At 47.9% G+C, this 25489-nt stretch carries 18 protein-coding genes and 1 pseudogene; 13 read left to right on the forward strand and 6 right to left on the reverse strand.

Annotated elements, in window-relative coordinates; translation table 11 throughout:
* Positions 1-148 precede the first annotated feature (148 nt).
* Entirely contained in the window at positions 149-1564 is a 1416-nt protein-coding gene (locus Q1A54_RS06760; protein WP_299986116.1) for a PhoH family protein, read from the forward strand.
* 36 nt (positions 1565-1600) lie between these two features.
* On the opposite strand, the gene Q1A54_RS06765 is transcribed toward Q1A54_RS06760, so the two are convergent.
* Positions 1601-2182, reverse strand: a complete 582-nt coding sequence (locus Q1A54_RS06765) for an SRPBCC family protein (RefSeq protein WP_299986118.1) — start codon at positions 2180-2182, stop codon at positions 1601-1603.
* A 453-nt stretch (positions 2183-2635) separates the two neighbouring features.
* Here Q1A54_RS06765 and Q1A54_RS06770 point away from each other — a divergent pair.
* From Q1A54_RS06770 to Q1A54_RS06785, 4 genes and pseudogenes are all read left to right on the forward strand, one after another.
* Positions 2636-2737: pseudogene (locus Q1A54_RS06770) on the forward strand (DUF1232 domain-containing protein); the annotation flags it as partial.
* 390 nt (positions 2738-3127) lie between these two features.
* Complete coding sequence (locus Q1A54_RS06775) at positions 3128-5455, forward strand: S46 family peptidase (protein WP_299986120.1); 2328 nt, start codon at positions 3128-3130, stop codon at positions 5453-5455.
* Between the two features lie 365 nt (positions 5456-5820).
* On the forward strand, positions 5821-8154 hold the full coding sequence (locus Q1A54_RS06780) for an FtsX-like permease family protein (RefSeq protein WP_299986122.1): 2334 nt from the start codon (positions 5821-5823) through the stop codon (positions 8152-8154).
* 109 nt (positions 8155-8263) lie between these two features.
* Positions 8264-9757: a S41 family peptidase gene (locus tag Q1A54_RS06785; RefSeq protein ID WP_299986124.1), complete on the forward strand. Its 1494-nt coding sequence runs from the start codon at positions 8264-8266 to the stop codon at positions 9755-9757.
* 4 nt (positions 9758-9761) lie between these two features.
* Here the strand turns inward: Q1A54_RS06785 and Q1A54_RS06790 are convergent, their stop codons facing one another.
* Positions 9762-10616, reverse strand: coding sequence for an SDR family oxidoreductase (locus Q1A54_RS06790; protein WP_196114920.1), 855 nt, complete (start codon positions 10614-10616; stop codon positions 9762-9764).
* Positions 10613-11599 (reverse strand): SDR family oxidoreductase, encoded by a 987-nt coding sequence (locus tag Q1A54_RS06795; protein WP_299986127.1) that lies wholly within the window; start codon positions 11597-11599, stop codon positions 10613-10615. Before Q1A54_RS06795 ends, Q1A54_RS06790 begins: the two co-directional genes overlap by 4 nt.
* A gap of 139 nt (positions 11600-11738) precedes the next feature.
* Here Q1A54_RS06795 and gndA point away from each other — a divergent pair, with 139 nt between their 5' ends.
* The 4 genes from gndA to Q1A54_RS06815 all read left to right on the forward strand — a co-directional run bounded on the left by gndA (position 11739) and on the right by Q1A54_RS06815 (position 16753).
* A complete protein-coding gene (gndA, locus tag Q1A54_RS06800) occupies positions 11739-13631 on the forward strand; it encodes an NADP-dependent phosphogluconate dehydrogenase (RefSeq protein ID WP_299986129.1) in 1893 nt (630 codons plus the stop codon).
* A gap of 149 nt (positions 13632-13780) precedes the next feature.
* Positions 13781-15259 (forward strand): copper-containing nitrite reductase, encoded by a 1479-nt coding sequence (nirK, locus tag Q1A54_RS06805; protein ID WP_299986131.1) that lies wholly within the window; start codon positions 13781-13783, stop codon positions 15257-15259.
* Between the two features lie 20 nt (positions 15260-15279).
* Positions 15280-16083, forward strand: coding sequence for a formylglycine-generating enzyme family protein (locus tag Q1A54_RS06810; protein WP_299986133.1), 804 nt, complete (start codon positions 15280-15282; stop codon positions 16081-16083).
* Between the two features lie 10 nt (positions 16084-16093).
* Positions 16094-16753 carry an SCO family protein gene (locus tag Q1A54_RS06815; RefSeq protein ID WP_299986135.1) on the forward strand — a complete coding sequence of 220 codons (660 nt, stop codon included), beginning with the start codon at positions 16094-16096 and terminating at the stop codon, positions 16751-16753.
* 244 nt (positions 16754-16997) lie between these two features.
* Here Q1A54_RS06815 and Q1A54_RS06820 read toward each other — a convergent pair whose 3' ends face one another.
* The gene (locus Q1A54_RS06820) at positions 16998-17870 is read right to left on the reverse strand and encodes an SDR family oxidoreductase (RefSeq protein ID WP_299986137.1); all 873 of its coding nucleotides are present in this window, start codon (positions 17868-17870) and stop codon (positions 16998-17000) included.
* Positions 17871-17991: 121 nt separating this feature from the next.
* Here Q1A54_RS06820 and Q1A54_RS06825 point away from each other — a divergent pair, with 121 nt between their 5' ends.
* A complete protein-coding gene (locus tag Q1A54_RS06825; RefSeq protein ID WP_299986140.1) occupies positions 17992-18396 on the forward strand; it encodes a nuclease A inhibitor family protein in 405 nt (134 codons plus the stop codon).
* An 86-nt stretch (positions 18397-18482) separates the two neighbouring features.
* Here the strand turns inward: Q1A54_RS06825 and Q1A54_RS06830 are convergent, their stop codons facing one another.
* A complete protein-coding gene (locus tag Q1A54_RS06830) occupies positions 18483-19937 on the reverse strand; it encodes an NAD(P)/FAD-dependent oxidoreductase (protein WP_299986142.1) in 1455 nt (484 codons plus the stop codon).
* An 81-nt stretch (positions 19938-20018) separates the two neighbouring features.
* Between Q1A54_RS06830 and Q1A54_RS06835 the strand changes: the two genes are divergently transcribed.
* The 3 genes from Q1A54_RS06835 (at position 20019) to Q1A54_RS06845 (ending at position 22689) form a co-directional block, all read left to right on the forward strand.
* On the forward strand, positions 20019-20846 hold the full coding sequence (locus tag Q1A54_RS06835; RefSeq protein ID WP_299986144.1) for an SDR family oxidoreductase: 828 nt from the start codon (positions 20019-20021) through the stop codon (positions 20844-20846).
* Between the two features lie 89 nt (positions 20847-20935).
* Positions 20936-22165 carry an NAD(P)/FAD-dependent oxidoreductase gene (locus Q1A54_RS06840; RefSeq protein WP_299986146.1) on the forward strand — a complete coding sequence of 410 codons (1230 nt, stop codon included), beginning with the start codon at positions 20936-20938 and terminating at the stop codon, positions 22163-22165.
* Between the two features lie 80 nt (positions 22166-22245).
* Positions 22246-22689, forward strand: a complete 444-nt coding sequence (locus tag Q1A54_RS06845; RefSeq protein WP_196114929.1) for a PA2169 family four-helix-bundle protein — start codon at positions 22246-22248, stop codon at positions 22687-22689.
* 338 nt (positions 22690-23027) lie between these two features.
* On the opposite strand, the gene Q1A54_RS06850 is transcribed toward Q1A54_RS06845, so the two are convergent.
* A complete protein-coding gene (locus Q1A54_RS06850; protein WP_299986149.1) occupies positions 23028-24887 on the reverse strand; it encodes a DEAD/DEAH box helicase in 1860 nt (619 codons plus the stop codon).
* Between the last annotated feature and the right edge of the window lie 602 nt (positions 24888-25489).

A 25489-nucleotide genomic window follows, 5' to 3' on the forward strand; every position in this document is an offset into this window, starting at 1 on the left:
ATGGTTATGAATCAGGTATCTAAATTTTAAAGAAAATTATCTGCTGTAACAGAGCATGTGCGTAAAAAGAAATAGCCTGTTTCAAAGATAGACTAAGCACTATGTAATTGCGTAAAAAGAGTATGTTCAGCCCTTTAGCCCTTCCCTTATGCCCAAACAGACGAAGACAACCCAGGACAACACCGAAAAAATTTCAAGCACGGCCAGCAAGGTAAAAGCCCCGGCTAACAAGAAACCCTCTGACACAAAAGAGAAGAAAATATTCGTACTCGACACCTCTGTCATTCTCTACGACCATAGTGCGGTACAGAACTTCCAGGAGCACGACGTGGCTATCCCAATCACGGTGCTGGAAGAGCTCGACAACTTCAAGAAAGGCAACGACATCAAGAACTTTGAGGCCCGTGAGTTTATCCGCTTCATCGATAAGCTTTCTTCTGAGCACATGCTGCAAGAGTGGATCCCGCTCAATGGTAAGACCAAAGGCAAGTTTAAGGTGATGATGAACGGAAGCGCTAAACTTGACGCTACGAAGATCTTCGGCGATAAGAACGATCACCACATTTTGAACTCCGCCCTGCACATGCAGCAGGATTTTCCGAAAAGCAAAGTGGTGCTGGTGACCAAGGACATTAACCTGCGTCTCAAAGCCCGTGCGCTCAACCTGATCGCAGAAGACTATGAAACTGGCAAGATTCAGGATGTAGCTGGTTTGTATACTGGCAGTGACACCTTAGAGGAGATTGATTCTGGTGTGATCAACGAGCTCTATGAAAAAGGCAACGCTGTTAGCGGCAAAGTGATCAAGGAAACGCCGCCTGACAATCACTACTATGTACTCAAAAGCTTTAAGAACTCGATCCTCTCCTACTACAACCCAGCTGATGACCAGTTTGAGCGGGTTGACAAGCAAACAGCCTATGGCGTGAAGCCACGTAACGCCGAGCAGACTTTCGCCATGCATGCCTTGTTAAATCCGCGCATTAAGCTGGTGAGTATACAGGGCGTAGCCGGTACAGGCAAGACGCTGCTGGCTCTGGCGAGTGCCTTGGAGCAACGCCGTGATTACAAACAGATCTACCTGGCCCGCCCAATCGTGCCCCTCAGCAACAAAGACATCGGCTACCTGCCCGGCGACATCAAATCGAAGCTCAATCCTTATATGGAGCCGCTGTGGGACAACCTAAAGTATATCCAGAATCAGTATGCCGAGAACAGCAAAGAGTATCAAAAGCTGAGAGAGCTGGTGGAGCTTGAGAAACTGGTGATCACACCTCTGGCTTATATCAGGGGGCGCAGCCTCTCGAACATTTACTTTATTGTTGACGAAGCGCAGAACCTAACACCGCATGAGGTCAAAACCATCATTTCCAGAGCGGGAGAAAATACCAAGATTGTGTTTACGGGTGACATCTACCAGATCGACACGCCTTACCTGGACTCGCAGAGCAATGGCCTCTCCTACCTGATTGACCGGGCTCGTAACCACCCTTTGTATGCGCACATCACCCTACTGAAAGGCGAGCGATCTGAACTAGCCAACCTGGCAAACGAACTGCTCTAGTTATACCTGCATCAATGTAAAAGGCCGCTGCTATACCTAGCTGCGGCCTTTTCTGTTGGCTAATTGTGCTTTACTTTCTTCTTTTGCCACAGGGTCAAACAAAGCTTTGAGCGAAAGCAGGCTTTGTTCTGTTTCCTGCTCGGTTTTAAGTTTCTTAAAGAAGCCTCTGTATTTGTTATAAGGGTCACCTGCCACCTTTGAGCGCTGTTGCCACACCACCTGTGTTCCTTCTTCCAACGGTTCGAGGCTGAAGATGCCGATGGTCTCAAAGTCCTCACCTTTCGTAAGTTGCTTGTAGTAAAGTTCGGTTGGCGGTGTGCTATCCGTAAAGTGTACTTTTACCATCCCCACCTTATCGCCGTTCCACTCCTGGTAGGCACCCTTGCCGGTGAGCGGACCACCGTAAAGTCGGATCATGGTTGGGTCGTAGGCTTTGTTCCAGACGTTCCATTTTTCCCATTCAGTTGGATTGTTCAGGTAGGTGAATACCTGCTCTGGTCTGGCATTGACCACGATGGAGCGCCTGACCTCGTAGGAGTCAGGAAGCAGAAATGAACCGAGGTATACTGCGGCCGAAGCTACCAGCAACGACACCAGCACGAAGAGTGGCGCTTTCATATACAATGCGACATGCCTAGAGGTGTATGGGATAATTTGATGCTAAAGGTACACCAATTTAAAGGAGAAAAAACAACACAGTCAAGCAAGTTTGTAAGAATATTTTTTCTGCATAATATAGCCTCCCTTTGCCTGAAACCACGGTTTATACCAATTAGCGTAATGTTGCCGTATAAGGGCCAAACAAAAGACATAAACATGATTCAGGAACTCATAAATAAAGGATTCAAACTATCACAACACACTATTTTCAAAGGCTTTCTGGGCAAAGCCGGCGCCCTTGTTTCAAAGCCTGTGAAACTAGGTATGCTGCTGACTACAGCTTATGGCAAATTGGTGGATGTGGAGAGCGACAAAAGTGGCTTCGACCAGGTAAAGGAAGTCATGCAAACGTTCATCCGCCTGGTGAAGGCCTACATTAACGGCTCGTACCGGGAAGTGTCAAATAAGTCGCTGCTGGCTGGTGTGGCGGTACTTCTATACCTGGTTACCCCTCTCGACGTAATTCCCGACTTTATACCTGTGATCGGCTTCCTGGACGACATTAGCCTGATGGCCTGGTTCATCGATTCTTTCCAGAAAGAGATCTCTAATTTCAAAACCTGGGAAGGAAACAAGAATTTTGAACCGACGATGGGAACGCTTTGATTAATGAGTAATGACTAATGAATAGTGATTAATGGCAAATGCCGATTTCATTGTAATTTGAGTGATTAAGAATAATTTTCTAATGCCCTTGATCAACTTTATGTGGACAAGGGCATTTTCATAATTACTTATACTCACGCATTATCTTCTGGAGTCCTACAACTATTTATTATCAATCACATTTAGTTCGTTCAATTCAGATCATTGGTAATTAGTCATTATTCCTCCATCATTATTTATTAGTCATTCCTCATTATTAACTAACTTCGTCTCACAAAACCAACTCTTATAAAAACCATGATCAGTAAGCGCATTATAGCATTTTTTGCTGCAGCCTGTCTGAGTCTGGGTATAAGCACGGCCAAGCCTGATGAAGGCATGTGGCTGCCTATGCTCCTCAAGCAGCTCAACGAAGCAGAAATGCAGAAAAAGGGCATGAAGCTCTCTGCCGAAGACATTTACAGCATCAATCAGTCGAGCCTCAAGGATGCCATCGTTTCGTTTGGCGGTTTCTGCACCGGCGAAATGATCTCTTCGGAGGGTCTTCTGCTTACCAACCACCATTGCGGCTACGGCCAGATCCAGAGCCACAGTTCTGTGGAGAAAGACTACCTGACTGAAGGCTTTTGGGCCATGAACCGTCAACAGGAGCTCCCAAACCCGGGTTTGTTTGCCACCTTTATCGTGCGCATGGAAGACGTGACGCAGCAGATTCTGGCAGGTATACCGGCAAACGTAACAGAGGCTGAACGCGAGAAAATGGTGCAACAAAACATCGCCAAGGTACGCCAGCAGGCTGTTGCCGGTACCCACTACGATGCTGTTATCCGTCCGTTCTTCTACGGCAACGAATACTACATGTATGTAACCGAGACTTTCCGCGACATCCGTCTGGTGGGAGCTCCCCCCTCTTCTATCGGGAAGTTTGGTGGCGACACCGACAACTGGATGTGGCCGCGACATACTGGTGACTTTGCCATCTTCCGCATCTATGCCGACGAGAACAACAACCCGGCAGAGTACTCTCCTAATAACAAGCCTTATAAGCCGAAGCACCACCTCCCAATCTCACTGAGCGGTGTGCAGGAGAATGACTTCACGATGGTGTTCGGTTTCCCGGGCCGTACGAACGAGTACCTGACTTCGCATGCTATTGAGGAGATCTACGAAACCTCTAACCCGCACAAGATCAAGATCCGTGATACGAAACTGGCGGTGTTGGATAAGGACATGAAAGCCTCGGATGCCGTGCGCATACAGTATGCCGCTAAGTATGCGAGTGTAGCGAATGCCTGGAAAAAGTGGATCGGTGAGAACCGTGGCCTGCGTAAGGCCAACACCATTGCCCGCAAGCAGGAGCTTGAGAAGCAGTTCACAGCCTGGGCTAATGCCGATGCCAGCCGCAAACAAACCTATGGCAACCTGATCGCCGAGTTTGAGAATAACTACAAGCAGCTGGATGGTATTACGATCGCTCGTGACTATATCATGGAAGCTGCCTGGGGTGTGGAACTGGTGCGCTATGCCAATGACTTTATCAAATTAAACGAGCTGATCGAAGCAAAAGCACCGCAGCAGGAGATTAAGGCCCAGCTCGACCGCCTTGAAAAAGGGGTAGCTGGTTACTTTAAGAACTACAATGCTCCGACCGATAAAAAGGTATTCGCCGCTCTAATGAGCATGTATTACGAGAACCTGGACCAGAAACTGCATCCGTCAGCCTTCGCGATGGTGCGCTCGAAATACAAAGGCGATTTCAGCAAGTATGCTGACGAGGTATACAACAAGTCGCTTTTCACTTCCGAAGCAGGTGTGCGTCAGGCGATCGCTGATATCAAAGCGGGCAAAGCCAATCCATTGAAAAATGACCCGGCCTTCCAGCTGGCCAGCAGCATCAACGACTACTACCGCACAAACGTGTTGCCGACTTACACTAAGGTGAACGACAACCTGAACCTGCTGTACAGAACGTATATGACCGGTTTGCGTGCCATGCAGCAAGATCGTAAGTTCTACCCGGATGCCAACTCCACCCTGCGTGTAGCTTACGGCAAAGTGGAGCCTTACGAGCCAGTGGACGGCGTGAAATACAAGTACTTTACGACACTGGAAGGCATCATCGAGAAAGCTGCTTCTGGTGCAGCCGAAGACTACGCTATACCTGCCCGCCTGCAGGAACTGTATGAAAAGAAAGACTATGGTCCTTACGGCGTGAATGGCCAGCTTCCGGTTGCCTTTATTGCATCGAATCATACTACTGGTGGTAACTCAGGTTCTCCGGTGATCAATGCCAATGGACAGCTGATCGGTACCAACTTTGACCGCAACTGGGAAGGCACCATGAGTGACCTGACTTATAACCCGAACCAGGTACGTAACATTTCGGTGGATGTGCGCTACATGCTTTTCATTGTAGACAAGTTTGCCGGAGCTGGTCACCTGGTAAAAGAGATGACGCTGGTTACTGATAACACGTCCGGACTGCCGCAGGTAGATGCACGCCGCAAAACGGAAGTACCTGCTGAAGCTTCGCAGCTTTCTAAAAGAGAACAGCGCAAAGCCGAGAAAGCCGCTCAAAAAGCAGCTAAGAAGAAAGAAAAAGAAGCTGCGGAAGTTGTAAACTAAACTACAGCGCACACCCCTATTTCATAAATCCCCGTCTGAGTGATCAGACGGGGATTTTTTTATGCTATACCACTCTACAGGCTCATCTAACAATGCTTCTGTACATCAAACACTGAATGAGATAAATTAAGTGTTGCAATCTCTTTTGAGGTGAAAAATATTGTACTTCACTGTATCAAATCGATACATTAAGTGTGCGAAATCGAACACGGTTTAATAAACAACTGTCCCAAATTTAAATAAGCTTTTATTTAATACGCTTATAATCAGATGGTTATGGTTTGGCACCAACTTTGGCAATAGGATTCAGAGGGATTCCCCTATAGTATTTGGTCTATTTTTATTAAAAATCAACACTTTACGTTGTGGTCAGAAACAATCTAAAAATCGCTATTCGGATACTCTGGAAAAACAAACTTTTTTCATTGGTCAATGTGCTGAGCTTGTCACTGAGTATGGCGGTTGGTGTTATTCTGTTTACTGGCCTAAAAGCCACGTATGATACAGACCAATTTCATCCAAAATTAAATCAAATAGTACGGATACTCACGCATGAAACTAATGTGGAGGAACAAACCAAATGGGCAACAGCGCCATTGCCCTTGGCGCCTCAACTGAAAAGTATCTCCTTTGTTGAAGAAACGGTAAAAGTACGTCTGGCAGGAAAATATAATTTGCAAACCGACGGAGGTGATGTGCCTATTGACATAAAATTTTCAGAGCCTTCCTTTTTTGATGTTTTTGGCTTTAAATTGCTATCAGGCAATGCACAAAGCCTTACCGATAATCCCACTTCCCTTTTTTTGACTGAAAAAACAGCAGAAAAGATATTTGGCAGCGCCAATGCTTTAGGGCAAACGGTTCGATTTGAAAGCTTAGGTACCTATACCGTTGAGGGAATTATCCAGGACCCACCTTTAGAAACACATTTGCCCATTGAGGCAATGCTTTCTATTAATGCTGCCGAAATGCTTGAACAAAAAGGAACAATACCTACTAGTTCTCATAATTGGGGAGACTTCAAGAGTTCAGCAATTTATGCCCGGTTAAAATCAGAAGATAATTTAGAGCAGTTCAATACAACGCTCCAAAACTATACACGAAAATTAGATAAGAGCAGTCTTCAATTTTTAGCACAACCCTTAGAGGCTATTACACCCCGAAACAATGACATTAAAAATGACTCTATTGCGGTCGGCACTTGGGAGGGTATAAAAATACAGCTGTTTTTAATTCTGGCCTTAACTCTTTTATCTGCTTTCAACTATATCAGTTTAACATTGGCGCGTGCCTTCTCCCGAGCAAAAGAAGTAGGTATTCGCAAGACGATAGGCGCCACAAGAGGTCAAATTATTGGTCAATTTTTAACTGAATCGACCCTTATTTCCTTATTTGCTTTGATGTTTACAATGCCATGTGTTGAAATTTTAACGCACTATATACCCGAAATGGATACGGCGTTTTCCTATGACACAATTTTAATTTTAGGCTTATTGACCTACGCAGTTATCACAGGCTTAGTCGCTGGGGCACTTCCGTCATGGCTGTTGTCAGCGTTTCAGCCTATACAGGTTTTGCGTAAAATGAAGAATATTAAGCTGTTCCAGAGTATTGCTGTTTACAAAGCATTGATTGTCGTACAGTTTTCAGTGACCATCATGCTGATGATTTTGGTTGTCATAGTAGCCGATTACGATAGAAAACACAACGCCATCATTAACTCAACCGTGTCACCCCATGTGCTGACACTTGATTTAAAGGGTGAAAATTATAAAATCTTACAAAACGAAATAAGCCAGTTAAGCCAGGTAGAAACGACTTTGGCAACTAACTGGTTTTATGAACCGATGAAATTGGGCAAGTCTTCTGTAACATTAAAAGATAAAACGCTGGAAATGTATAATGTAAGTATTGACCCAAAAACAATAGAAACAGAAGGCATCAGCTTAAAATCTGGGCAGAACTTCCCTGAAAATATGCCCCAAAATATGGAGCAATATGTGTTAATGAATGAAGCTGCTGCAAAATTACTGGAATCCGAATCGGAGACTTTAGTGGGGCAAACGCTATTACTGGATTCAGCCTATGTGCAAGTCATTGGCATCATGCCCAATGAAATTATCGGCGAGACAAGGCCTTTACTATATCGGTATTTGCCAAATGAAATAGCCACTTTGACCATAAAAATAAAACCAAATACAGAACTGGAAGTAACTGAAGCTGTTCAATCTTTATGGGAAAACCATTTTCCTGAAAAAACAGCAAATCTTTATAACTTAAAAGAGTACCATTATCCAGCGAAGATCAGTGGAGAAATGGAGTTTCTCGGAGGCTTAGCCCTTATCGTCATGATAATAGCTGGTTTGGGTATTTTAGGCATAGCCAGTTACTCCGTAGAAACACGCGTGAAAGAACTGGGTATACGAAAAGTATTGGGCGCAAGCAATAAAGAATTGGTGTGGGCAGTTACCAAAAATTTCAGCATTCTTATCCTGATTGCCGGACTTATTGGTGTTCCGGCAGGCATGTTTTGCGGTGATTTAATTAGACAAGATATAGGCAGCAGTCTGGTTGATTTAAGTTTTACAAATGTGGTCATAGGCTTTGGTTTGGTTGCCATATTCGGGCTTCTGACTGTCCTAACCCAAACCATTCGAGCGGCCCATGTTGAACCTGTTAACGTTTTAAAAGCTGAGTAAAAGGGTAAAACATTTGTTGGCAGGTTATGACGATGGCGTCGAATTAATTAAATTCATTATCTTTAATATTATAAAAAGATAACCCTTAATTAATCACACGCTACTCTTTATGAAAACATTCTTACCAGCCTTACTCACAGTCTTCTTATCTATGGCTTCAAGCAGCTCTTTACAAGCACAGGATTGTAATTGTACTGATTCGTTTGACGCTACTGCGGATGCTTATGAGAAGAACTATTCCCTGTTTATTTATAAAGTCACAGACGAAAACAGAGACCTCTACAATGCACACAAGCAGGTCATTAGGCGCAAGGCCGAACAGGTGACTGATTTAAATGACTGTAAAGCTGTATTGGATCAGTACCTGCATTTCTTTAGAGATGGACATACATACATCCTGCATTCGGGTAAGAAAGTTTATCACAATGAAAAAATAAAGCTTTCTGAGAAAGAGTTTAAGAAAGCCTACAAGAAAAAGAACTACAGTCTCCATCCAATCTTCGGCATTTGGGAAAATGGCAGCTATACCGTTGCTATTGTTCCTAACACAGGAGAAAGCAAACGGGAAAGAGACTACGTAGGCGTTGTCCTGAAAAGTAGCAACCCCAACTGGAAGCAATCCGACGTTAAATTTGAATTAACTTCAAAAGCTAGTGGTTCCTATCAGGTAAATTTCATGATGGGAGATCATTCAGTCAATAATACGACCGCTCAGCAAATTGGAAGATCACTGCTGGAAATAGATGGTTTGGGTGACTGGAACAAGGTATGGCCGGAAGAAAATAATCAACAGCCCAAGAACGAGATACAAGCCAAGTATAACCAGTTTCATCTGGCCTATATTGACGGCATACCCTATCTTAGACTTCCGGACTTCTACTCAGTTGAGCGGTCTTATGTAGACAGCCTGATGAAATCGAATCACGAGAAGATCATGAAATCAGATTTTATGATAATCGATGTGAGGGGAAACAGCGGTGGTAATGATGGGACTTATTTTCCAGTATTGCCATACGTTTTAAGCGGCCCAATTGAGTTACCTATCAATGGTTTCTGGCTTAGCGAATATAATACGCAAATGATTATAGAAGCTTTAGCAGCCATGAAAGGCTTATCAGTAGAAGAATATGCAGAGAAGGAAAAGGAAGAATATGACGGTTTTATGGCCAATAAAGGAACCGCTTATTTTGAAGATGATGGTGATTCCTGGACATTTAAAACTGACACCCTCTATAATGGTCCGAAAAAAGTAATCATACTAGCCGACAAAGCAACTGCAAGCTCTGGAGAGACTTTCATATATCGCGCCAACCAAAGCATTAAAGTAGTTGTGTACGGACAGAATACAGCGGGTGTAGTAGATGGTTTCAACGGCATACCCAAAGATGTCGGCTGTTTTGAAGTTGTATTTCCTTCTTCTTACCGGGCAAAAGACATCAAAGAAAATCCGATAGACCCTTATGGCATCGCGCCGGATGTTTTTGTGAATGAGAAGATGGATGCTCTAGAATATGCTATCGAGCACATGCGCCATCTCATTAAGAATGAAAGTGCAGGGGCATCTCAAAATAAAGCAACCCAGCACGTTCCTGTAGGGCAGTAAATTGCTACAATGTGACCCTCCCCTTTTTGCGGGGCGTAGCGGCTGGCGGCGTGGCATCCACGATGTCCTCCTCTACGCCCTGTTTAAAGATCTTTTTGAGAATGTAGCTCTTGACTGAAAACGGCAGGATACGTCCTAGTCTGATCATGAATCTGTTTTTCCAGCCAGGTATAATAAGTCCTTTGTCTTTGTACAAACCATCTATTGCCTGTCGTGCCACTTCCTCTGGAGTTTTAGTCAGAATGCCTTTGCCCTTCTTTATATTTTGGTTGCGCTTTCGCATGGTCTTGGTGCTGGTGGGCCCCGGACACAGACAGCTCACGTGAATGTTATATGGCTCCAGCTCCATCTGCAGCGAACGGGAAAAGGTAAGTACAAAGCTTTTAGTTGCCGCATAAACGCTCTTGTAGGGAAGCGGCATAAGCGAAGCAAAACTGCCCACGTTCAGGATGTAAGCCGATTCGTGCTCTCTGAGTTTAGGTATAAACAGGTGCGTCAGCGCTACCACGGCATTGACGTTCAACTGTATCATTTGTAGGTAATCTTCCAGCGATGACTCCTGGAAATAACTGTAGTTGCCTATACCTGCATTGTTGATCAGCACATCAATGCTAAGCCCCTGCTCGTGGCACCAGTCATACAGGTACTGGATAGCATTGGGTGCGATCAGGTTCAGCTCGATCGTTTTGACGTCTACCCCAAACTGTTCCCGCAAACTGGCGGCAGTTTGCACGAGTCCCGAGTCCTGGAGCGCAACCAGGATCAGGTGCTGACCACGTGCGGCACATTCGGTGGCCATGGCCTGGCCAATGCCAGCGCTGGCACCCGTTATTAAGGTATAAGTCTTTTCAGGTTTCATTTCTGTTGGAGTGATTGTAGCGTTCTCGATAGTCCTTCTTTTAGTGGTGTAATAGTATAGCCCAATTCTCTTTCAGCTTTGTGACTCGACACACTCCAATTAAGCAACAGCTTTCGGGTCCAGTCCGGAGTGAGCAGGGGTTTGGTGCCCGTCAGTTTTGCCAGCTTGACCATGACCCAACTTGCCCCGCGCAACAGGCCGCCAGGTATAGGTATAAGCTTACGCTGTTTCCCTGTCAACCTACCTATGAGCGCAAAGAGTTGCTGATATGTGGCGTCCTCACCACCCAGCAGGTAACACTCCCCGCTCTTGCCTTGCTCCATGGCTAGCAGGTGCCCGCGCACCACATCGTCCACATAGCAGTAGTTGCCTACACTGTTGCCATCACCGGGCATAAAGCGCCACTTGCCCGCCAGGTATAGCCGCAGCAGTTTGGCAACGCCATTGCTCTCGGTCTCTTTGCCCGGGCCATATACCCGGGTTGGGTTCAGGATCACGACTGCCAGCCCCTGTTTTATATAAGCCCGTGCGAGCGCCTCAGCTTCTGCCTTGGAGCTTTCGTAGCTGTTCGTAAAAGGTATGGTGCGCCGGGTGTTTTCGTTTACAGGATGCTGAGGTGATGCAGCAGGTCCGTAAACACTGGCGGTGGAGGTGAGTATTACCTTTTGTACGTTTTTTTTCAATGCTGCAGTCAATACATGGTCTGTTCCTGTCACATTTACTTGTCGGTAGGTACGCTCGTCTTTTGCCCAGGGTTTGGCATAGGCCGCCAGGTGAAACACAACATTTGCACCTTCCATGGCCTCCTGCAGTAGCTGTACATCCTGTAAGTCACCGACATATAGCTGCACACCCATAGCCGCCAGGTCAGCTGCTTTTTCTTTTGATCGGACCAGCGCTGATACCTTATCGTTTCGCTTGATTAATTCTTTTACCAAGCTATGACCAATGTAGCCGGTCGCACCCGTGACGAAAACTTCCATAGAGGGTGTTTACACATCCGGACACTTTAATGTTATAAGCCAGCAGTTATTTGCAAACTACTGGCTACAATTCCGTACAAAAACAACAACGTGTAGAACCTCCGGCTTGCCGGGAAGCGCATTTATAAAGCCAGCAACTATGATTTACATCGTGATGGGAGTATCGGGAAGTGGCAAAACCACTGTCGGGATTAAACTGGCTGACAGGCTCCGGCTCCCTTTTTATGATGCAGATGATTATCACCCCCGGCAAAGCGTCGAAAAGATGCAGCAGGGTATTCCGCTGAACGACAGCGACCGTGCACCGTGGCTGGCGCAACTGGCGGATCTGATACCCACCTGGGAGGCTGAGGGTGGAGCCGTGCTAGCCTGCTCCGCCCTGAAGGAAGAGTACCGCAAGGTGCTGCAAACTGTCCCGGACATCAGCTGGATTTACCTCGATGGCTCTCGCGATACCATCCTGAAGCGGCTGCAGGCCCGCCATGCGCATTTCATGCCTCCCACCATGCTGGAGTCACAACTGGAAGCGCTGGAGAAGCCTGCCTATGGTATACACGTCGATGTTTCTTTAAGCCCTGAGCAGATCGTTCAGGAAGTCATGACAAAACTAGAGCATATGAATCCACATTCAGAATTTGGTGTGATCGGACTGGGCGTGATGGGCAAAAGCCTTGCCCTGAACCTGGCCAGCCGCGGCGTGCGTGTCGCGATGTACAATCGGCATGTACCGGGTAAAGAAGAAGGTATAGCCGAGCAGGTAATTGCCGAGAATCCTTCTTTCACCAATATAAAAGGCTATGATCAATTGGAGGAGTTTATACAGTCCCTGGAGAAGCCGCGTAAAATTCTGTTGATGATCTATGCCGGTGCGCTGGACGCACAACTGGAAGCGCTTATGCCCCTACTTGAGCCTGGTGATGTGGTGATAGACGGCGGCAACTCTTTCTATAAAGACACAGCAAGACGAACCGCACTGCTGGCTGATAAAGGACTTAACTTTGTAGGCACCGGCATTTCAGGCGGAGAGGAAGGTGCCCGCAAGGGACCATCCATTATGCCGGGTGGTCCGCGTGCAGGTTATGAGCAAGTGGCCCGCTACCTGGAAATGATCGCAGCGAAGGACAGACAAGGCCAGCCCTGTACCACGTATATCGGTCCTGACGGAGCAGGGCACTTTGTGAAGATGGTGCACAATGGCATCGAGTACGCGGAGATGCAGGCCCTGGCGGAGGCTTATTCATTACTGCGCGATATGCTAGGTATAGCCCCTGATGAAATTGCCGCTATCTTTCAGGAATGGCAGCAGAACGGATTGGGAAGTTATCTGCTGGAAATCACGATTGACATTCTGCAAAAGAAAGAGGGCGACGAGTTGCTGCTTGACAAGATACTCGACCAGGCAGAACAGAAAGGCACTGGTGGCTGGTCTGCCGGCGTAGCGTTGGAGTATGGCGTACCCTACGACACCCTCTCAGCCGCTGTGATGGCCCGGGCCCTCTCCGCCATGAAAGCTGAAAGAGTAAAAGCAGCTGCACGTTATCAGAAACAAATTCCCAAAGTCACCATTGACAGCAGCAGCTTTGTGGCCAGTTTGAAGCAAGCGTATCAGGTGACCCGCATCATCAATCACGAGATCGGCTTCAACTTAATGCGGGAAGTGTCGGCGCAATTAAACTGGGAGCTCAACTTCAGCGAGATTGCCCGCATCTGGACCAACGGCTGCATCATTCGCTCAGAGCTGATGGAAGAACAGGTCACCATCTACCAACAGGAACCGCGCTTGCTGATAACCCCTACGCTGGTCGATAAAATTCGCAATGCACAGCAAAGCTTTGCCGCCGTAGTCGCATTAGGGCTGCAGTACGGAGTCCCGCTGCCGGTGCTCTCTTCGGGTTTGAATTACTTGTTAGGGTATAGCACAGCAGACTCTTCCGCCAACCTGATCCAGGCGCAGCGCGATTATTTCGGGGCACATACCTACCAGCGCAAGGACAGGCCTGCCGGAGAGTATTTTCATACCCAATGGAAATGAATTCGGTGAGTATGAACGATGTTTAGACATATTTCAAAAAATAGATATCGAAGTGATATAAGTCACTTCTGCGACTGACCACTGTCATAAGAATAAAGGAGTTCGAGGTGTTCTTTTGTATCCATAAAGACACTCTAACAGCAATTCTTATGAAACGGTCACATTTACCAAAAGCAATACGGCTGGCCATGGTGGGCATTTTCTGCCTCGGCATCGCTTCATCTTGTGGCACCAAGACCACAAACGCCGAAATACTCAACTCCCAGAACGAAACGGCAACTCCTGGCGAGATGCCCGTGATCGAAGCAGAACTCACGGATGCCCCGCTTGTACCGGCTCCTATTACCCGTAAGCACCCTGCCAAAGTGGTGGTGCGCCTGGAGGTAACAGAAGTCGTGAAGAAACTGGCCGATGGCGTGGACTATACCTTCTGGACATTCGGTGGTTCGGTGCCGGGCAAATTTATCCGTGTGCGTCAGAATGACGAAGTAGAGTTTCACCTGATGAACCACCCCGACAGCAAAAACCCACACAACATTGACCTGCACGCCGTAACAGGCCCGGGTGGTGGTGCAGCCGCCACCTTCACAGCTCCCGGACAGGAAACTGTATTTAACTTCAAAGCCCTGAACCCTGGTCTGTATGTGTACCACTGCGCGACAGCACCGGTAGGTATGCACATCGCCAACGGTATGTATGGCCTGATCATGGTGGAGCCTGAAGAAGGTATGGAGCCAGTTGATAAGGAATACTATGTGATGCAGGGCGATTTCTACACCAAAGGAGCCTTTGGAGCGCCTGGTCTGCAGCCATTCGATATGGAGAAAGCTCTGGACGAGAAACCGTCTTACGTGGTATTTAACGGTTCTGTAGGTTCTATGACGGGCGACAATGCCATCACAGCCAAAGTAGGTGATAAAGTTCGCCTTTTTGTAGGCAACGGCGGTCCTAACCTGGTGTCTTCCTTCCACGTGATCGGTGAGATCTTCGACACGGTATACCCTGAAGGTGGCACCAATCTGAACAAGAACGTGCAGACCACTTTGGTACCAGCTGGTGGATCAGCTATTACAGAGTTTAAAGTAGACGTACCGGGCAACTATGTACTCGTTGACCACTCTATCTTCAGAACCTTTAACAAAGGTGCGCTGGGCATGCTAAAAGTAGAAGGTCCGGATAACCTGGCCATCTTCTCAGGACAAACCGAGCAGAAGATATACCTGCCTGAAGGCTCTACCGTGCAGGAAATGCCGAAGACAAATACACCGAAAGCAGCTTTTGCCTCAAACAAAGAGATGCGCATGGAACTTGGCAAAACCCTATACGCTCAAAACTGCCAGGCCTGCCACCAGGCAGAAGGCCAGGGCATCAAAGGCGCCTTCCCTCCGCTTGCCAAGTCTGACTACCTAAATGCGGACGTAGATCGCTCTATTGGGGTGGTAGCCCACGGTCTGGAAGGTCAGATCAAAGTGAACGGTGAGGTATACAACAGCACCATGCCGAAGCTGAAACTGACTGACGAAGAGATCGCCAATGTGATGACCTTTGTGATGAACAACTGGGGCAACAAAGGTGGTGAGATCACGCCAGAACAAGTGAAGAAGGCGAAAGCCAATTACAAGCACTAATACATTAACGCTTTTCAATCATGCGACGACTTCTGACAATTCTGCTGATGCTCGGAGCCTGTAGTATAGCACAAGCACAAAAGGGCACTCCTGCCAACATGGTTCATGTGAAGGGAGGCACTTTTGTGCCGCTTTACGGCAGCAACAACCAGTCGGTATCAGTACAGGACTTTATCATGGATAAATACCCGGTTACGAATGCACAATATGAAGCATTTGTGGCTGAATACCCAAAGTGGAAGAAGTCGGAAGTGAAAGCACTTTTTGCAGACGCTGGTTACCTGAAGCACTGGAGCTCTGATCTGGGAGTGGGTACAAACGCTAACAAACTCAAAGACAGCCCGGTAATCAATGTGTCCTGGTTCGCAGCTAAGGCCTATTGCGAATGCCAGGGCAAGCGACTGCCTACGGTGAATGAATGGGAATTTGCCGCACTGGCCAGTGAAACGAAGAAGGATGCCTCTAGCGAGCCTAGCTTTTATCAGCGCAGCCTCGATTGGTACAGCCAGCCTAACCCGAAGTACCTGCCACCTGTTCAGAACGCCTTCAAAAACTATTATGGGCTGTACGGCATGATCGGTCTGGTGTGGGAATGGACCTCTGATTTCAACTCAGCCCTGATCGTGGGAGAGTCCAGACAAAACGCTAGTTTGGACAGGCAGCTATTCTGCGGAGCCGGTTCGACCGGAGCCAGTGATGTTAAAAATTATGTGGCCTTTATGCGCTACGCCTTCCGCTCCAGCCTCAAGGCCAACTACACCGTGGCGAACCTTGGCTTCCGATGCGTGCAGGATGTACCCGCCAAAACCACCGCTCAAAAATAATCGGATTGTTATGAAACGCTATACCTTATATCTGTTCGCCAGTATTGCCTTTAGCCTAACGGCCTGCCAGCAGGAAGTAGCAGAAAAAGAAGACAGCTGCTGCGCCAAGCCAGTCGCTGCTAACGAACTTCCGGATGGCACCGGCACTCTCGGTATACCTACTGCGGGGCTGACGGATATGTCGCTTTATCAACTGGAATCCGACTGGCAAAACCAGGATGGCCAGGAACTACAACTGCAGGAATTACAAGGTAAAGTGCAGCTGGTAGCCATGATCTATACCCATTGCAGCTATGCCTGTCCGCGCATCATCGCGGACCTGAAGCGCATCGAGATGGGACTGGAACAGTACAAGCGGGAAGACATCGGCATCGTACTCGCGACTATGGATCCTGCCCGCGACACGCCAGAGCGTCTGTTGCAATTTGCGAAGTCCAATAACCTGGACCCCAAGCGCTGGACATTGCTCACCAGTGAGCAGGACAACATTCGTGAACTGGCCGCCCTGTTGAACATGAAGTACAAAACCGAGCTGGATGGCGAGATCTCCCACTCTAACATCATCACCGTGCTAAGTAAAAACGGTGAGATCATCCACCAGGCCGAGGGCCTCGGCGTTGAACCAGATGAAACCGTCAACGCCATCAAAGGCTTGCTGCAAAAGATCTAAGGTATAACTATGAAAATGAAAACCCCTGGACGACTCCGAATAGAGCGGTCCAGGGGTTTTTATGTTTGGGGAGATTTATTATCAGATTATTCACTTTAAAAATAGGTGTACCCTCTGAAGATGTTGAAAAGCACATGTCTATCATTTCGACCTTAGGGAGAAATCTGAAGTACCGTTCAGGCATATGAATGATCCAGATCTCTCGTAACGTCGAGATGACAGTATGAATCAATCAATAAACCAATCACCCCTTTCCTCTCATCTGCTTCTCCATTGCGTCCCACATTTCCTGTGGAATCTGGTCGAAGGAATTGAATTCACCGGCACCGTAGAGCCACTCACCTCCGTCTATCGTCACAACTTCGCCGTTCACAAAGGCAGCGTAGTCAGACACCAGGTAGGCGGCCAGGTTGGCCAGCTCTTGGTGCTCCCCGAAGCGGCCGACAGGTATACGCTTCACCGGGTCAAGTTTATCAGCCAGTTGTTTCGGGAATAGTCTGGTCCAGGCACCTTCTGTTGGGAATGGTCCCGGTGCAATGGCATTGGAACGGATGCCGTACTTGGCCCACTCAGACGCCAGAGAGCGTGTCATAGCCAGTACACCGGCTTTGGCGCAGGCAGATGGCACTACATAACCGGAACCGGTCCAGGCATAGGTGGTCACAATGTTGAGGATGGTTCCCTCCTGCTTCTGCTCGATCCAGTGCTTGCCGAGTGCCAGCGTGCAGTTGTAACTACCCTTGAGCACAATGTCAGTGATCACATCAAAGGCTTTGTGGCTGAGGCGCTCCGTTGGACTCACAAAATTGCCCGCTGCGTTGTTGACGAGCACATCTACCCTGCCGAATTTGTCGAGGGTGGCCTGTAGCATGGCTTCGATATCGTTGTAATTGCGCACGTCGCAGGCGATTGGCAGTACTTGTCCGCCGGTTTCATGCATCAGCTCTTCGGCGGCTTTATCAAGCACATCCTGTTTGCGGCTGCAGATCACGGCGTTGGCGCCGAGCTCCAGAAAATATTTTGTCATCGAGCGGCCAAGGCCTGTGCCGCCTCCGGTTATCACAATGGTCTTCCCTTTAAGGGCGCCTTCTTTCAGCATAGGTTCTGCCTTCATCATTTTATTTTGTTTGTTTTAAAAAGAGCTAACGTATAATTGTCAGTGCTGACTATCTAAAGATAAGAACCTCCAACGACAATCAGAGTAAAAGAAGCATTCTTTTGCTGAAGCATTTAAAACTATGGATCTAAAACAAATTGAAACCGAACTGAAAGAGGCTACCGACGGATTGCTCATGATAAGCGAAACGGATGCCCCCTTTGAATTTTACCAGGCCGAAAATTTTAAAGGAGAGACACTCGACGAAGAAACAGTGCTCAAACTGGCGGCCATGCCGGCTGACTATCCCTTTGAGGAAATGGAACTGGGTTACTTTTTCAGGAATATGACGCATGCCAGACCCGATGCCGGTGACGAGGGCATGCAGCAGGCCAAACGCTTCAAACACTTGGAAAAGAAGCTGCACGAGCTCCTGCAGGATGTCAAGGTATACCGTGTCGGTGAGACGCAGAAACTGGTGCTCATACTAGGCCGAACACCAGGCGGCGATATTGCAGGTCTTAAAACAATGGTGGTCGAAAACTGATAAAGAAAAATCCCCGGCCGTATTAGTCGGGGATTTTTTTACCTTAACTTTAAGTTTATGCCTTGTGAAGTAGTAACAATGTCAAGTTAAAAGTGATCTGAAACCAGCTTGTTTGCCGCAATGATACCGCTCAAGCAAACCCCCACTATCCCCTGCCCCGGATAAACAGAATCACCGCAGGTATAGGCGCCTTTGTGGTCGAGTCGGGCGTCTTTCATCTGCCAGGGTTTTATGTCGCGGTACTGAGGGTAACCGCCCACCATACCATAGGCCCTTTGCGTCCAGTAGATCCAGGCACCGGGCGTTGCCGAATCCTGATAAAGAATATCTGCTCGCTTTAGCAGGCCTAACCCTTCCATTCTCGCGATGATCGCCTCTTCCAATAGTCTTTTGTTTTCGATGCGAAGCGCTGCCGGGTCAGGAACATGCGTACTGATCGCTACGACCCTTTCTCCCTGCATCGTTCTCTCATTATCTGCTGGATGACTGTAACTCACAAAGAAGCTGCAGCTACCGATTAGTGGTAAGTCTCCAGGCACATGTACCTGGTGGTGCAGCACAGGTATAGCGGGTGCCTGACGAAGGACCAGCGCCATGGTAAAAGCGCCGTTCAGCTTCCCGGAAGGCAGCAGGTAGGGCTGCAACTTTTGCTTCACCTGATCATCCTGGAAAAGCTGATAGGTATCGTTTAGCGGTATGCCACTGATCACAAAGCGCGACTGGTAGGTACCAGCCAGACAATTTACTTCATAACCCTTCGGCAATCGGGTAATGGTATGGACGTTGCGCCGGTACAGGATCGTACTCCCCTTGCTGTGCAGATAGCGTTCAATCGCCCGGGCCAGTCCGATCATGCCCCCCTTTACATAATAGTTGCCAAACAAGGTATAGCACAGGGCGGTCGCGCCGAACAACTCATTCACTTCCCCCAAGTGGTTCTGCGCCGTGATCAGCAATTGCTCGTTTACAAAATCTCTGAACAGTTTATTGTCTAGCAGTCCATACCTGGTGAGCAAATCTTCCATCGTTCTGAAGGCACCGGGTAGCAAGGACAGCTGATGCGGACGAACATTCCCCATTGCCTGCCACAGATCATTGGCATTGGAGAATGGAAAGGATCTTTGCTCCAGCGAAGTGCGCCATACCTTCTGGCTGATGTGATAACAGTGCTCCCAGAATGGCCGCTGTCCTGCAGGCCCAAATACACGTTCGGCTTCTTTTATCCAGTCATCAAGTTCCGCATAACGAGTCAGGAGTTGTCCGTCTGGCAGATGCACCTGCATGGGCATGTCAAGCTTCACGAGCGGCAATTCTATACCTGTCACATCCAGGAGATAGCGCAGGGGCATGTGCTCGTCCAGGCCTACTAGTGTCGTGGCGCCCGTCTCAAACCAGTAGCCTTTTCGTTTATAAGAAGAAGCGCAGCCACCCGGGTATTTGGCTTGTTCCACCACAGCCACTTTTAGTCCCCTTTGGGCGAGCAGGGCTGCCGCTGTGAGTGAACCAAAACCAGATCCGATCAGGATAACGTCGTACTGCATGAATGTATATTTTTAGGCTTACCTTTGTCGCAATCGATAACAAGTGAGCTTACGGAATGTTACCTCCAAAACACCAAAGCGATGCAAAAGAAAGTTGACATAAGCGTCATGGGCTGCGGCTGGCTCGGCCTTCCATTGGCTGAAAGATTGGTACGGTCCGGACTGCGCGTAAATGGCTCTACTACCTCCGAAGAGAAGCTGGATATCCTCCGCCATGCTGAAATAAATCCTTATCTGATCAACCTTTCCGACCCTGATCTGAACGAAGAGGTACTGGATGATTTCTTGCAGACAAATGTGCTGGTGCTGAACATTCCACCTAAACTTCGCGCTGATGGTGGCGAGAGCTACCTGCATCAGATGCATGTACTGAAGAAAGCCCTCCTGCAGTCGCCTGTCAGCCGGGTTCTTTTCGTGTCTTCCACCTCGGTATACCCTGACCTTAACCGCATCGTGACCGAAGAAGACACCAGCTTTACCGATGAACTGGACCCTGACAACACACTCTTGCATGTTGAGAGAATGTTCCAGGACAGTGAGTACTGGGTTTGCACCGTGGTACGCTTTGGAGGACTTGTTGGAAATAGCAGGCAGCCGGGACGCTTCATGGCCGGCAAGCATGATCTGCCAAACGGCGATGCCCCCGTTAACATGATTCATCTGGAGGACTGCCTCAACATCTTAGAGCGCATCATTGCTCAGAAGAAATGGGGCCAGGTATACAATGCCTGCGCCGACGAGCACCCGAGCCGGCGTGACTTTTATGTAGCGGCTACCAAAGCCATCGGCCTGCAAGCTCCTACCTTTCAGGACATGGAAGAAACCAGTTTTAAACTGATCAACAGCCAGAAACTGAAAGATGACCTGTCCTATGTGTTCTCCCATCCCGATCCCATGGCTTTCTTTTAATATCTTTGCAGAAGAATTGCTGATTGCTAATTGTTTTATCCACTTAGAGTAAACGATCAATAACGACCCATTAACAATTAAACATCTTCATGAAGATAATAGTCATAGGTGGCGGTGCGGCCGGATACTTTGGGGCGATCGCCTGTGCAAAGGCTAATCCAAAAGCACAGGTTACCATCCTGGAGAAGAGTAACAAGCTGTTGTCTAAAGTGAGGGTTTCGGGTGGCGGACGCTGCAATGTGACACATCATTGTTTTACACCTTCTGTCTTTGCGCAGCATTATCCCCGTGGCGCCAAACAGTTGAAGGAAGCTTTCAAGACCTTTGGGGCAATGGAAACAGTCGCATGGTTTGAGAGCCGTGGCGTGAAGTTAAAAGCTGAGGCTGATGGCCGCATGTTCCCGATCACCGATAACTCCGAGACCATTATCGACTGTCTGCAACGCGAAGCTGCCAAGGCTGGTGTAGAGGTCAAAACGGGTATGGCCGTGGAGCGCATTGTGCCTCAACCTGACAAAGGAGACTATACCTTATACTTGAGCAATAATCGCGAACTGCATGCCGACCGTGTTTTAGTTAGTTCGGGCGGTAGTCCCAAAAGCCAGGGCTACGATTGGTTGCGGGCGCTGGGCCATTCCATTCAGGAGCCTGTTCCCTCGCTGTTCACTTTCAATGTGCCGGGCTCGCCCCTCAAGGAGCTGCAGGGTGTGTCCGTGCCGCAGGCCAGGGTGCGCATAGCAGGTCAAAAGCTCGAATACGAAGGTCCCTTGCTGATTACGCACTGGGGTTATAGCGGACCAGCAGTGCTGAAGCTATCTGCCTGGGGAGCCCGTCTGTTTCATGGCATAAACTACCGCTTCACCGCCCTGGTGAGTTGGGTGCATGATCAAACAGAAGAAAGCCTACGAGAGCAGCTGCAACAGTTCAGACAGGCACATCCAAAAAAAGTAGTGACTACTAACCCGTTATTCGGTTTGCCGCAAAGACTGTGGAAAGCGCTCACAGGTATAGCAGGTATCAATGACGAAGTAAGGTGGGCCGAACTGCCAGCCAAGCATACAAACAAACTGGTAGAGGCACTGCTGAGAATGCCTGTTGAGGTGGACGGCAAAACGACTTTTAAGGAAGAGTTCGTGACCTGTGGCGGTATAGACTTGAGCCAGGTCAACATGAAAACGATGGAAAGCCGCCTGCATCCGGGCCTACACTTTGCCGGAGAAGTGCTTGACATTGATGGCATTACGGGTGGTTTTAACTTTCAGGCTGCCTGGACCACAGGCTACTTAGCGGGCAGGGCCATGGCCGCATCCATATCCTAGCATAGCGATATATCCATTTTGGAAACAAAAAATTAGGGAATGCAGTACATCAGCATACAAAACCTAATAAAAATATCACTATGGAAATTAATAAAGAAGTTTACTCAACCGTACACCATCTCATCGAAAGATGCAAAGACGGTGTAAAGGGCTATAAAACTGCTGCCGAAGACGTGGAGGATCAGGATCTGAAAGAACTGTTCCGCAAGTATGCTGTGCAGCGCGACAGCATGATCACAGAACTACAGGATCAACTGCACAAAATGGGCAAGACAGACGACGAGTCCAGCTCTATTGAAGGTACCCTGCACCGTGCCTGGATCGATATCAAAGCAGCCCTCTCTTCAAAAGACAGAAAGCGTATACTGGAAGAGTGTGAGCGTGGCGAAGACTATGCAGTAAAAGCCTACGAAGAAGCCAAGGAGAAGAATTTGCCGGGTGACCTCAAGCCAATCATTGAGCAGCAGTACCAGGATGTGAAAAATGCACATGACCACATTCGTTCACTGCGTGACAGTGCTTGATCATTTTAAATGACAAATAAAACAGAAAGGAGCTTTTAGGGCTCCTTTTTTTTGTGCTTCTGCTGCACGACAGACAGGTATAAAAGTAATAAGCCTGACATCCGTCTGATGTCAGGCTTATCAGTTCTAACTGCGTAAAACAGTAGAATAATCTTCCAACCTTTTTATGATACCTTATTTAACGGAAGGTTAAGGCCAAGGTTACAGGTTCAGAAAAAATATTTCAAAAACAAAAAGGCTGACGTTTCAAGTCAGCCTTTTCTAACAATTTGAAGCTTTTTACACTTCAAGCTTTGTATATCCTTTTATACGAACTACCCGCAGGCAGGTTCGGTCAATTAGAATCTTTTTTTGCGGAATCCGCCACGATCGCCACCGCTGCTGCGACGGTCACCGCCTCTGAAAGAGTCGCGGTCGCCACGGCCACCGAAACGGCTTCCACCGCCTCCGTATCCGCCTTCACGACGGCCACCTCTGTCGCCTCCACGATCACGATCGCCACCGAAGCCACCACGGTCACCACCGCCATAGCGCTTGCCACCACGATCACCGCCACGGTCTGCACCGCGATCGCTGAAGCCGAAGTCTTCTCTGCCACCACCGGCACCGCCTTCTTTCTTCTGCGATTTCTCTACGATCACCATGCGGCCTTCCACCTCGATGCGACCAACTTTCTGCAGGATGTCAGCTGTGTATTCGGTAGGTACCTCTACAAAGCTGAACTTGTCATACAGGTCAATATCGCCTACTTTAGAAGCAGGAATATCGGCATTCTGGCTCAGCAGGTCGATCAGATCCTTTGGATGCACACGGTCTTTCTTACCGATCGTGATAAACAGACGGTCGAAACCGGCTTTTGGTCCACCAAGGCCTTTCTCGGCTTCTTTACCAGCCTCTTTCGTTTTGGCTTCCTTCAGGCTCATTTTGAGCAGGGCAGCCGCCACTTCAAGTGAGGTATAATCTTCGTTCACCAGTTTCTCGATGGTGTTGACATGCTTGGTCAGGTTACCCTTCTCCAGCACTTCACGCACTTTGTCGAGGAATAGGTTGGTACGGATCTCGTTTACGTCTTCGTAAGTAGGTACCTGCTGCAGCTGCACATTCGCTTTGGTATAGCGCATGATGTCTTTCAGCTTGTACATGTCAGAGCGGCCAGCTACGAAAGAGAAGGCCTTGCCTGACTTACCTGCACGACCTGTACGGCCGATACGGTGTACATAAGACTCTTCGTCCTGCGGCAGGTCATAGTTAAACACAGCCTCCACGTTGTCTACGTCAAGGCCACGGGCGGCCACGTCAGTCGCTACCAGGATCTCCAGCATACCGTTACGGAACTTGCCCATCACGTTAGAGCGCTGGTTCTGGTTCAGGTCACCGTGCAAACCATCGGCAAAGTAGCCACGGGCCTGCAGGTTGGTTACCAGTTCATCCACCATACGCTTGGTATTGCAGAAGATGATCACCGACTTCATGTTGTGCATGTCCAGGATGCGGGAAAGTACTTCCTGCTTCATAGAGTTACGCACCTCAAAGTATACCTGGTCAATGTTGGTTACGGTCAGCTCCTTGTGCACCACTTTCACGATCACCGGATCGTTCTGATAGCGCTTGGTCAGCTCCATAATAGGCTTAGACATCGTAGCTGAGAAGAAGATCGTCTGGCGCTCTTCCGGCATTTTGCTCAGCACAAACTCGATGTCTTCACGGAAGCCCATGTCCAGCATTTCGTCCGCCTCGTCGAGGATGATCTTTTTGATCTTGTCCAGTTTCAGGGTACCGCGCTCGATGTGGTCCATCACACGGCCTGGCGTACCGATTACGATCTGCACACCCTGCTTCAGGGCACGCAGCTGACGGTCGTAAGCCTGACCACCGTAAATAGGCACGATGCTGATGCCTGGCTTATACTTAATAAGTTTCTGGATTTCTCCGGCTACCTGAATAGCCAATTCACGTGTTGGGCACAGGATAAGCGCCTGCACACTGCGATCGTTCTCGTCGATGCTCTCAATGGTAGGTATACCGAAAGCGGCCGTCTTGCCCGTACCCGTCTGGGCCTGGCCAATGATGTCGCGTCCTTCTAAAACTACCGGGATTGCTTCTGTTTGGATGGGAGATGCTTCTTCGAAGCCCATGTCAGCGATAGCACGCTGTACTTCCGGCGAAAGCGGAAGCTCGTCAAATCTGATTTTGTTCATTCTGATTATAATAACTTTTTACACTACGTCTGGAGACAGCCTGTCCATAAACCCTTCTTTACGAGAAAGAAGTCCGACAAGAATAAAAATCAACCAGGTTTTGCTTTAAAAGCGGTGTAGCCAGTTTTACTTAAATCAGACTGATTCCAAATCGGCTGCAAAGGTACGCATAATAAATGAAATTATCGTCATGCGTGCTAATATATTATCAAATAAGCCAACATAAGTAGGTGTGTATTATTCGGTTATAAAATTGTTATGAGAAAATGGCGAACGATTATATTTATTTCAAAATCTTTTTTATTTTGCGTCAAAATATTCCAAATTATTATTGAAATAAGAAACACTGATTTCATTTACCCGTAAACAGACTACATTCACCCTTAAAATCAAGCCGTTAACTATTATTAAAATTTTTCATTGGTATATCCAATATATTGCACGTAGTTTAGTGTATTACAGGATCGAAACCAGTTAAATTTTAACACAAGAACTTAATCCTATTAAGAATTGATTGTCTTAGTGATCAATTCGCTAAAGGTTTAGCTGCCGCCGCCCTATCCAATCAGTTGAAAGCAATATTTTTAGAAATAAATGTGCAG

The sequence above is a fragment of the uncultured Pontibacter sp. genome (assembly GCF_947502515.1).
In the GTDB taxonomy this organism is placed as follows: domain Bacteria; phylum Bacteroidota; class Bacteroidia; order Cytophagales; family Hymenobacteraceae; genus Pontibacter.

What these genes read in the sequence shown, in the direction of transcription:
- Q1A54_RS06760 (WP_299986116.1), top strand. Translation starts at nt 149, where the DNA reads ATGCCCAAACAGACGAAGACAACCCAGGACAACACCGAAAAAATTTCA.
- Q1A54_RS06765 (WP_299986118.1), bottom strand. Translation starts at nt 2,182, where the DNA reads ATGAAAGCGCCACTCTTCGTGCTGGTGTCGTTGCTGGTAGCTTCGGCC.
- Q1A54_RS06775 (WP_299986120.1), top strand. Translation starts at nt 3,128, where the DNA reads ATGATCAGTAAGCGCATTATAGCATTTTTTGCTGCAGCCTGTCTGAGT.
- Q1A54_RS06785 (WP_299986124.1), top strand. Translation starts at nt 8,264, where the DNA reads ATGAAAACATTCTTACCAGCCTTACTCACAGTCTTCTTATCTATGGCT.
- Q1A54_RS06790 (WP_196114920.1), bottom strand. Translation starts at nt 10,616, where the DNA reads ATGAAACCTGAAAAGACTTATACCTTAATAACGGGTGCCAGCGCTGGC.
- Q1A54_RS06795 (WP_299986127.1), bottom strand. Translation starts at nt 11,599, where the DNA reads ATGGAAGTTTTCGTCACGGGTGCGACCGGCTACATTGGTCATAGCTTG.
- gndA (WP_299986129.1), top strand. Translation starts at nt 11,739, where the DNA reads ATGATTTACATCGTGATGGGAGTATCGGGAAGTGGCAAAACCACTGTC.
- nirK (WP_299986131.1), top strand. Translation starts at nt 13,781, where the DNA reads ATGAAACGGTCACATTTACCAAAAGCAATACGGCTGGCCATGGTGGGC.
- Q1A54_RS06810 (WP_299986133.1), top strand. Translation starts at nt 15,280, where the DNA reads ATGCGACGACTTCTGACAATTCTGCTGATGCTCGGAGCCTGTAGTATA.
- Q1A54_RS06815 (WP_299986135.1), top strand. Translation starts at nt 16,094, where the DNA reads ATGAAACGCTATACCTTATATCTGTTCGCCAGTATTGCCTTTAGCCTA.
- Q1A54_RS06820 (WP_299986137.1), bottom strand. Translation starts at nt 17,870, where the DNA reads ATGATGAAGGCAGAACCTATGCTGAAAGAAGGCGCCCTTAAAGGGAAG.
- Q1A54_RS06825 (WP_299986140.1), top strand. Translation starts at nt 17,992, where the DNA reads ATGGATCTAAAACAAATTGAAACCGAACTGAAAGAGGCTACCGACGGA.
- Q1A54_RS06830 (WP_299986142.1), bottom strand. Translation starts at nt 19,937, where the DNA reads ATGCAGTACGACGTTATCCTGATCGGATCTGGTTTTGGTTCACTCACA.
- Q1A54_RS06835 (WP_299986144.1), top strand. Translation starts at nt 20,019, where the DNA reads ATGCAAAAGAAAGTTGACATAAGCGTCATGGGCTGCGGCTGGCTCGGC.
- Q1A54_RS06840 (WP_299986146.1), top strand. Translation starts at nt 20,936, where the DNA reads ATGAAGATAATAGTCATAGGTGGCGGTGCGGCCGGATACTTTGGGGCG.
- Q1A54_RS06845 (WP_196114929.1), top strand. Translation starts at nt 22,246, where the DNA reads ATGGAAATTAATAAAGAAGTTTACTCAACCGTACACCATCTCATCGAA.
- Q1A54_RS06850 (WP_299986149.1), bottom strand. Translation starts at nt 24,887, where the DNA reads ATGAACAAAATCAGATTTGACGAGCTTCCGCTTTCGCCGGAAGTACAG.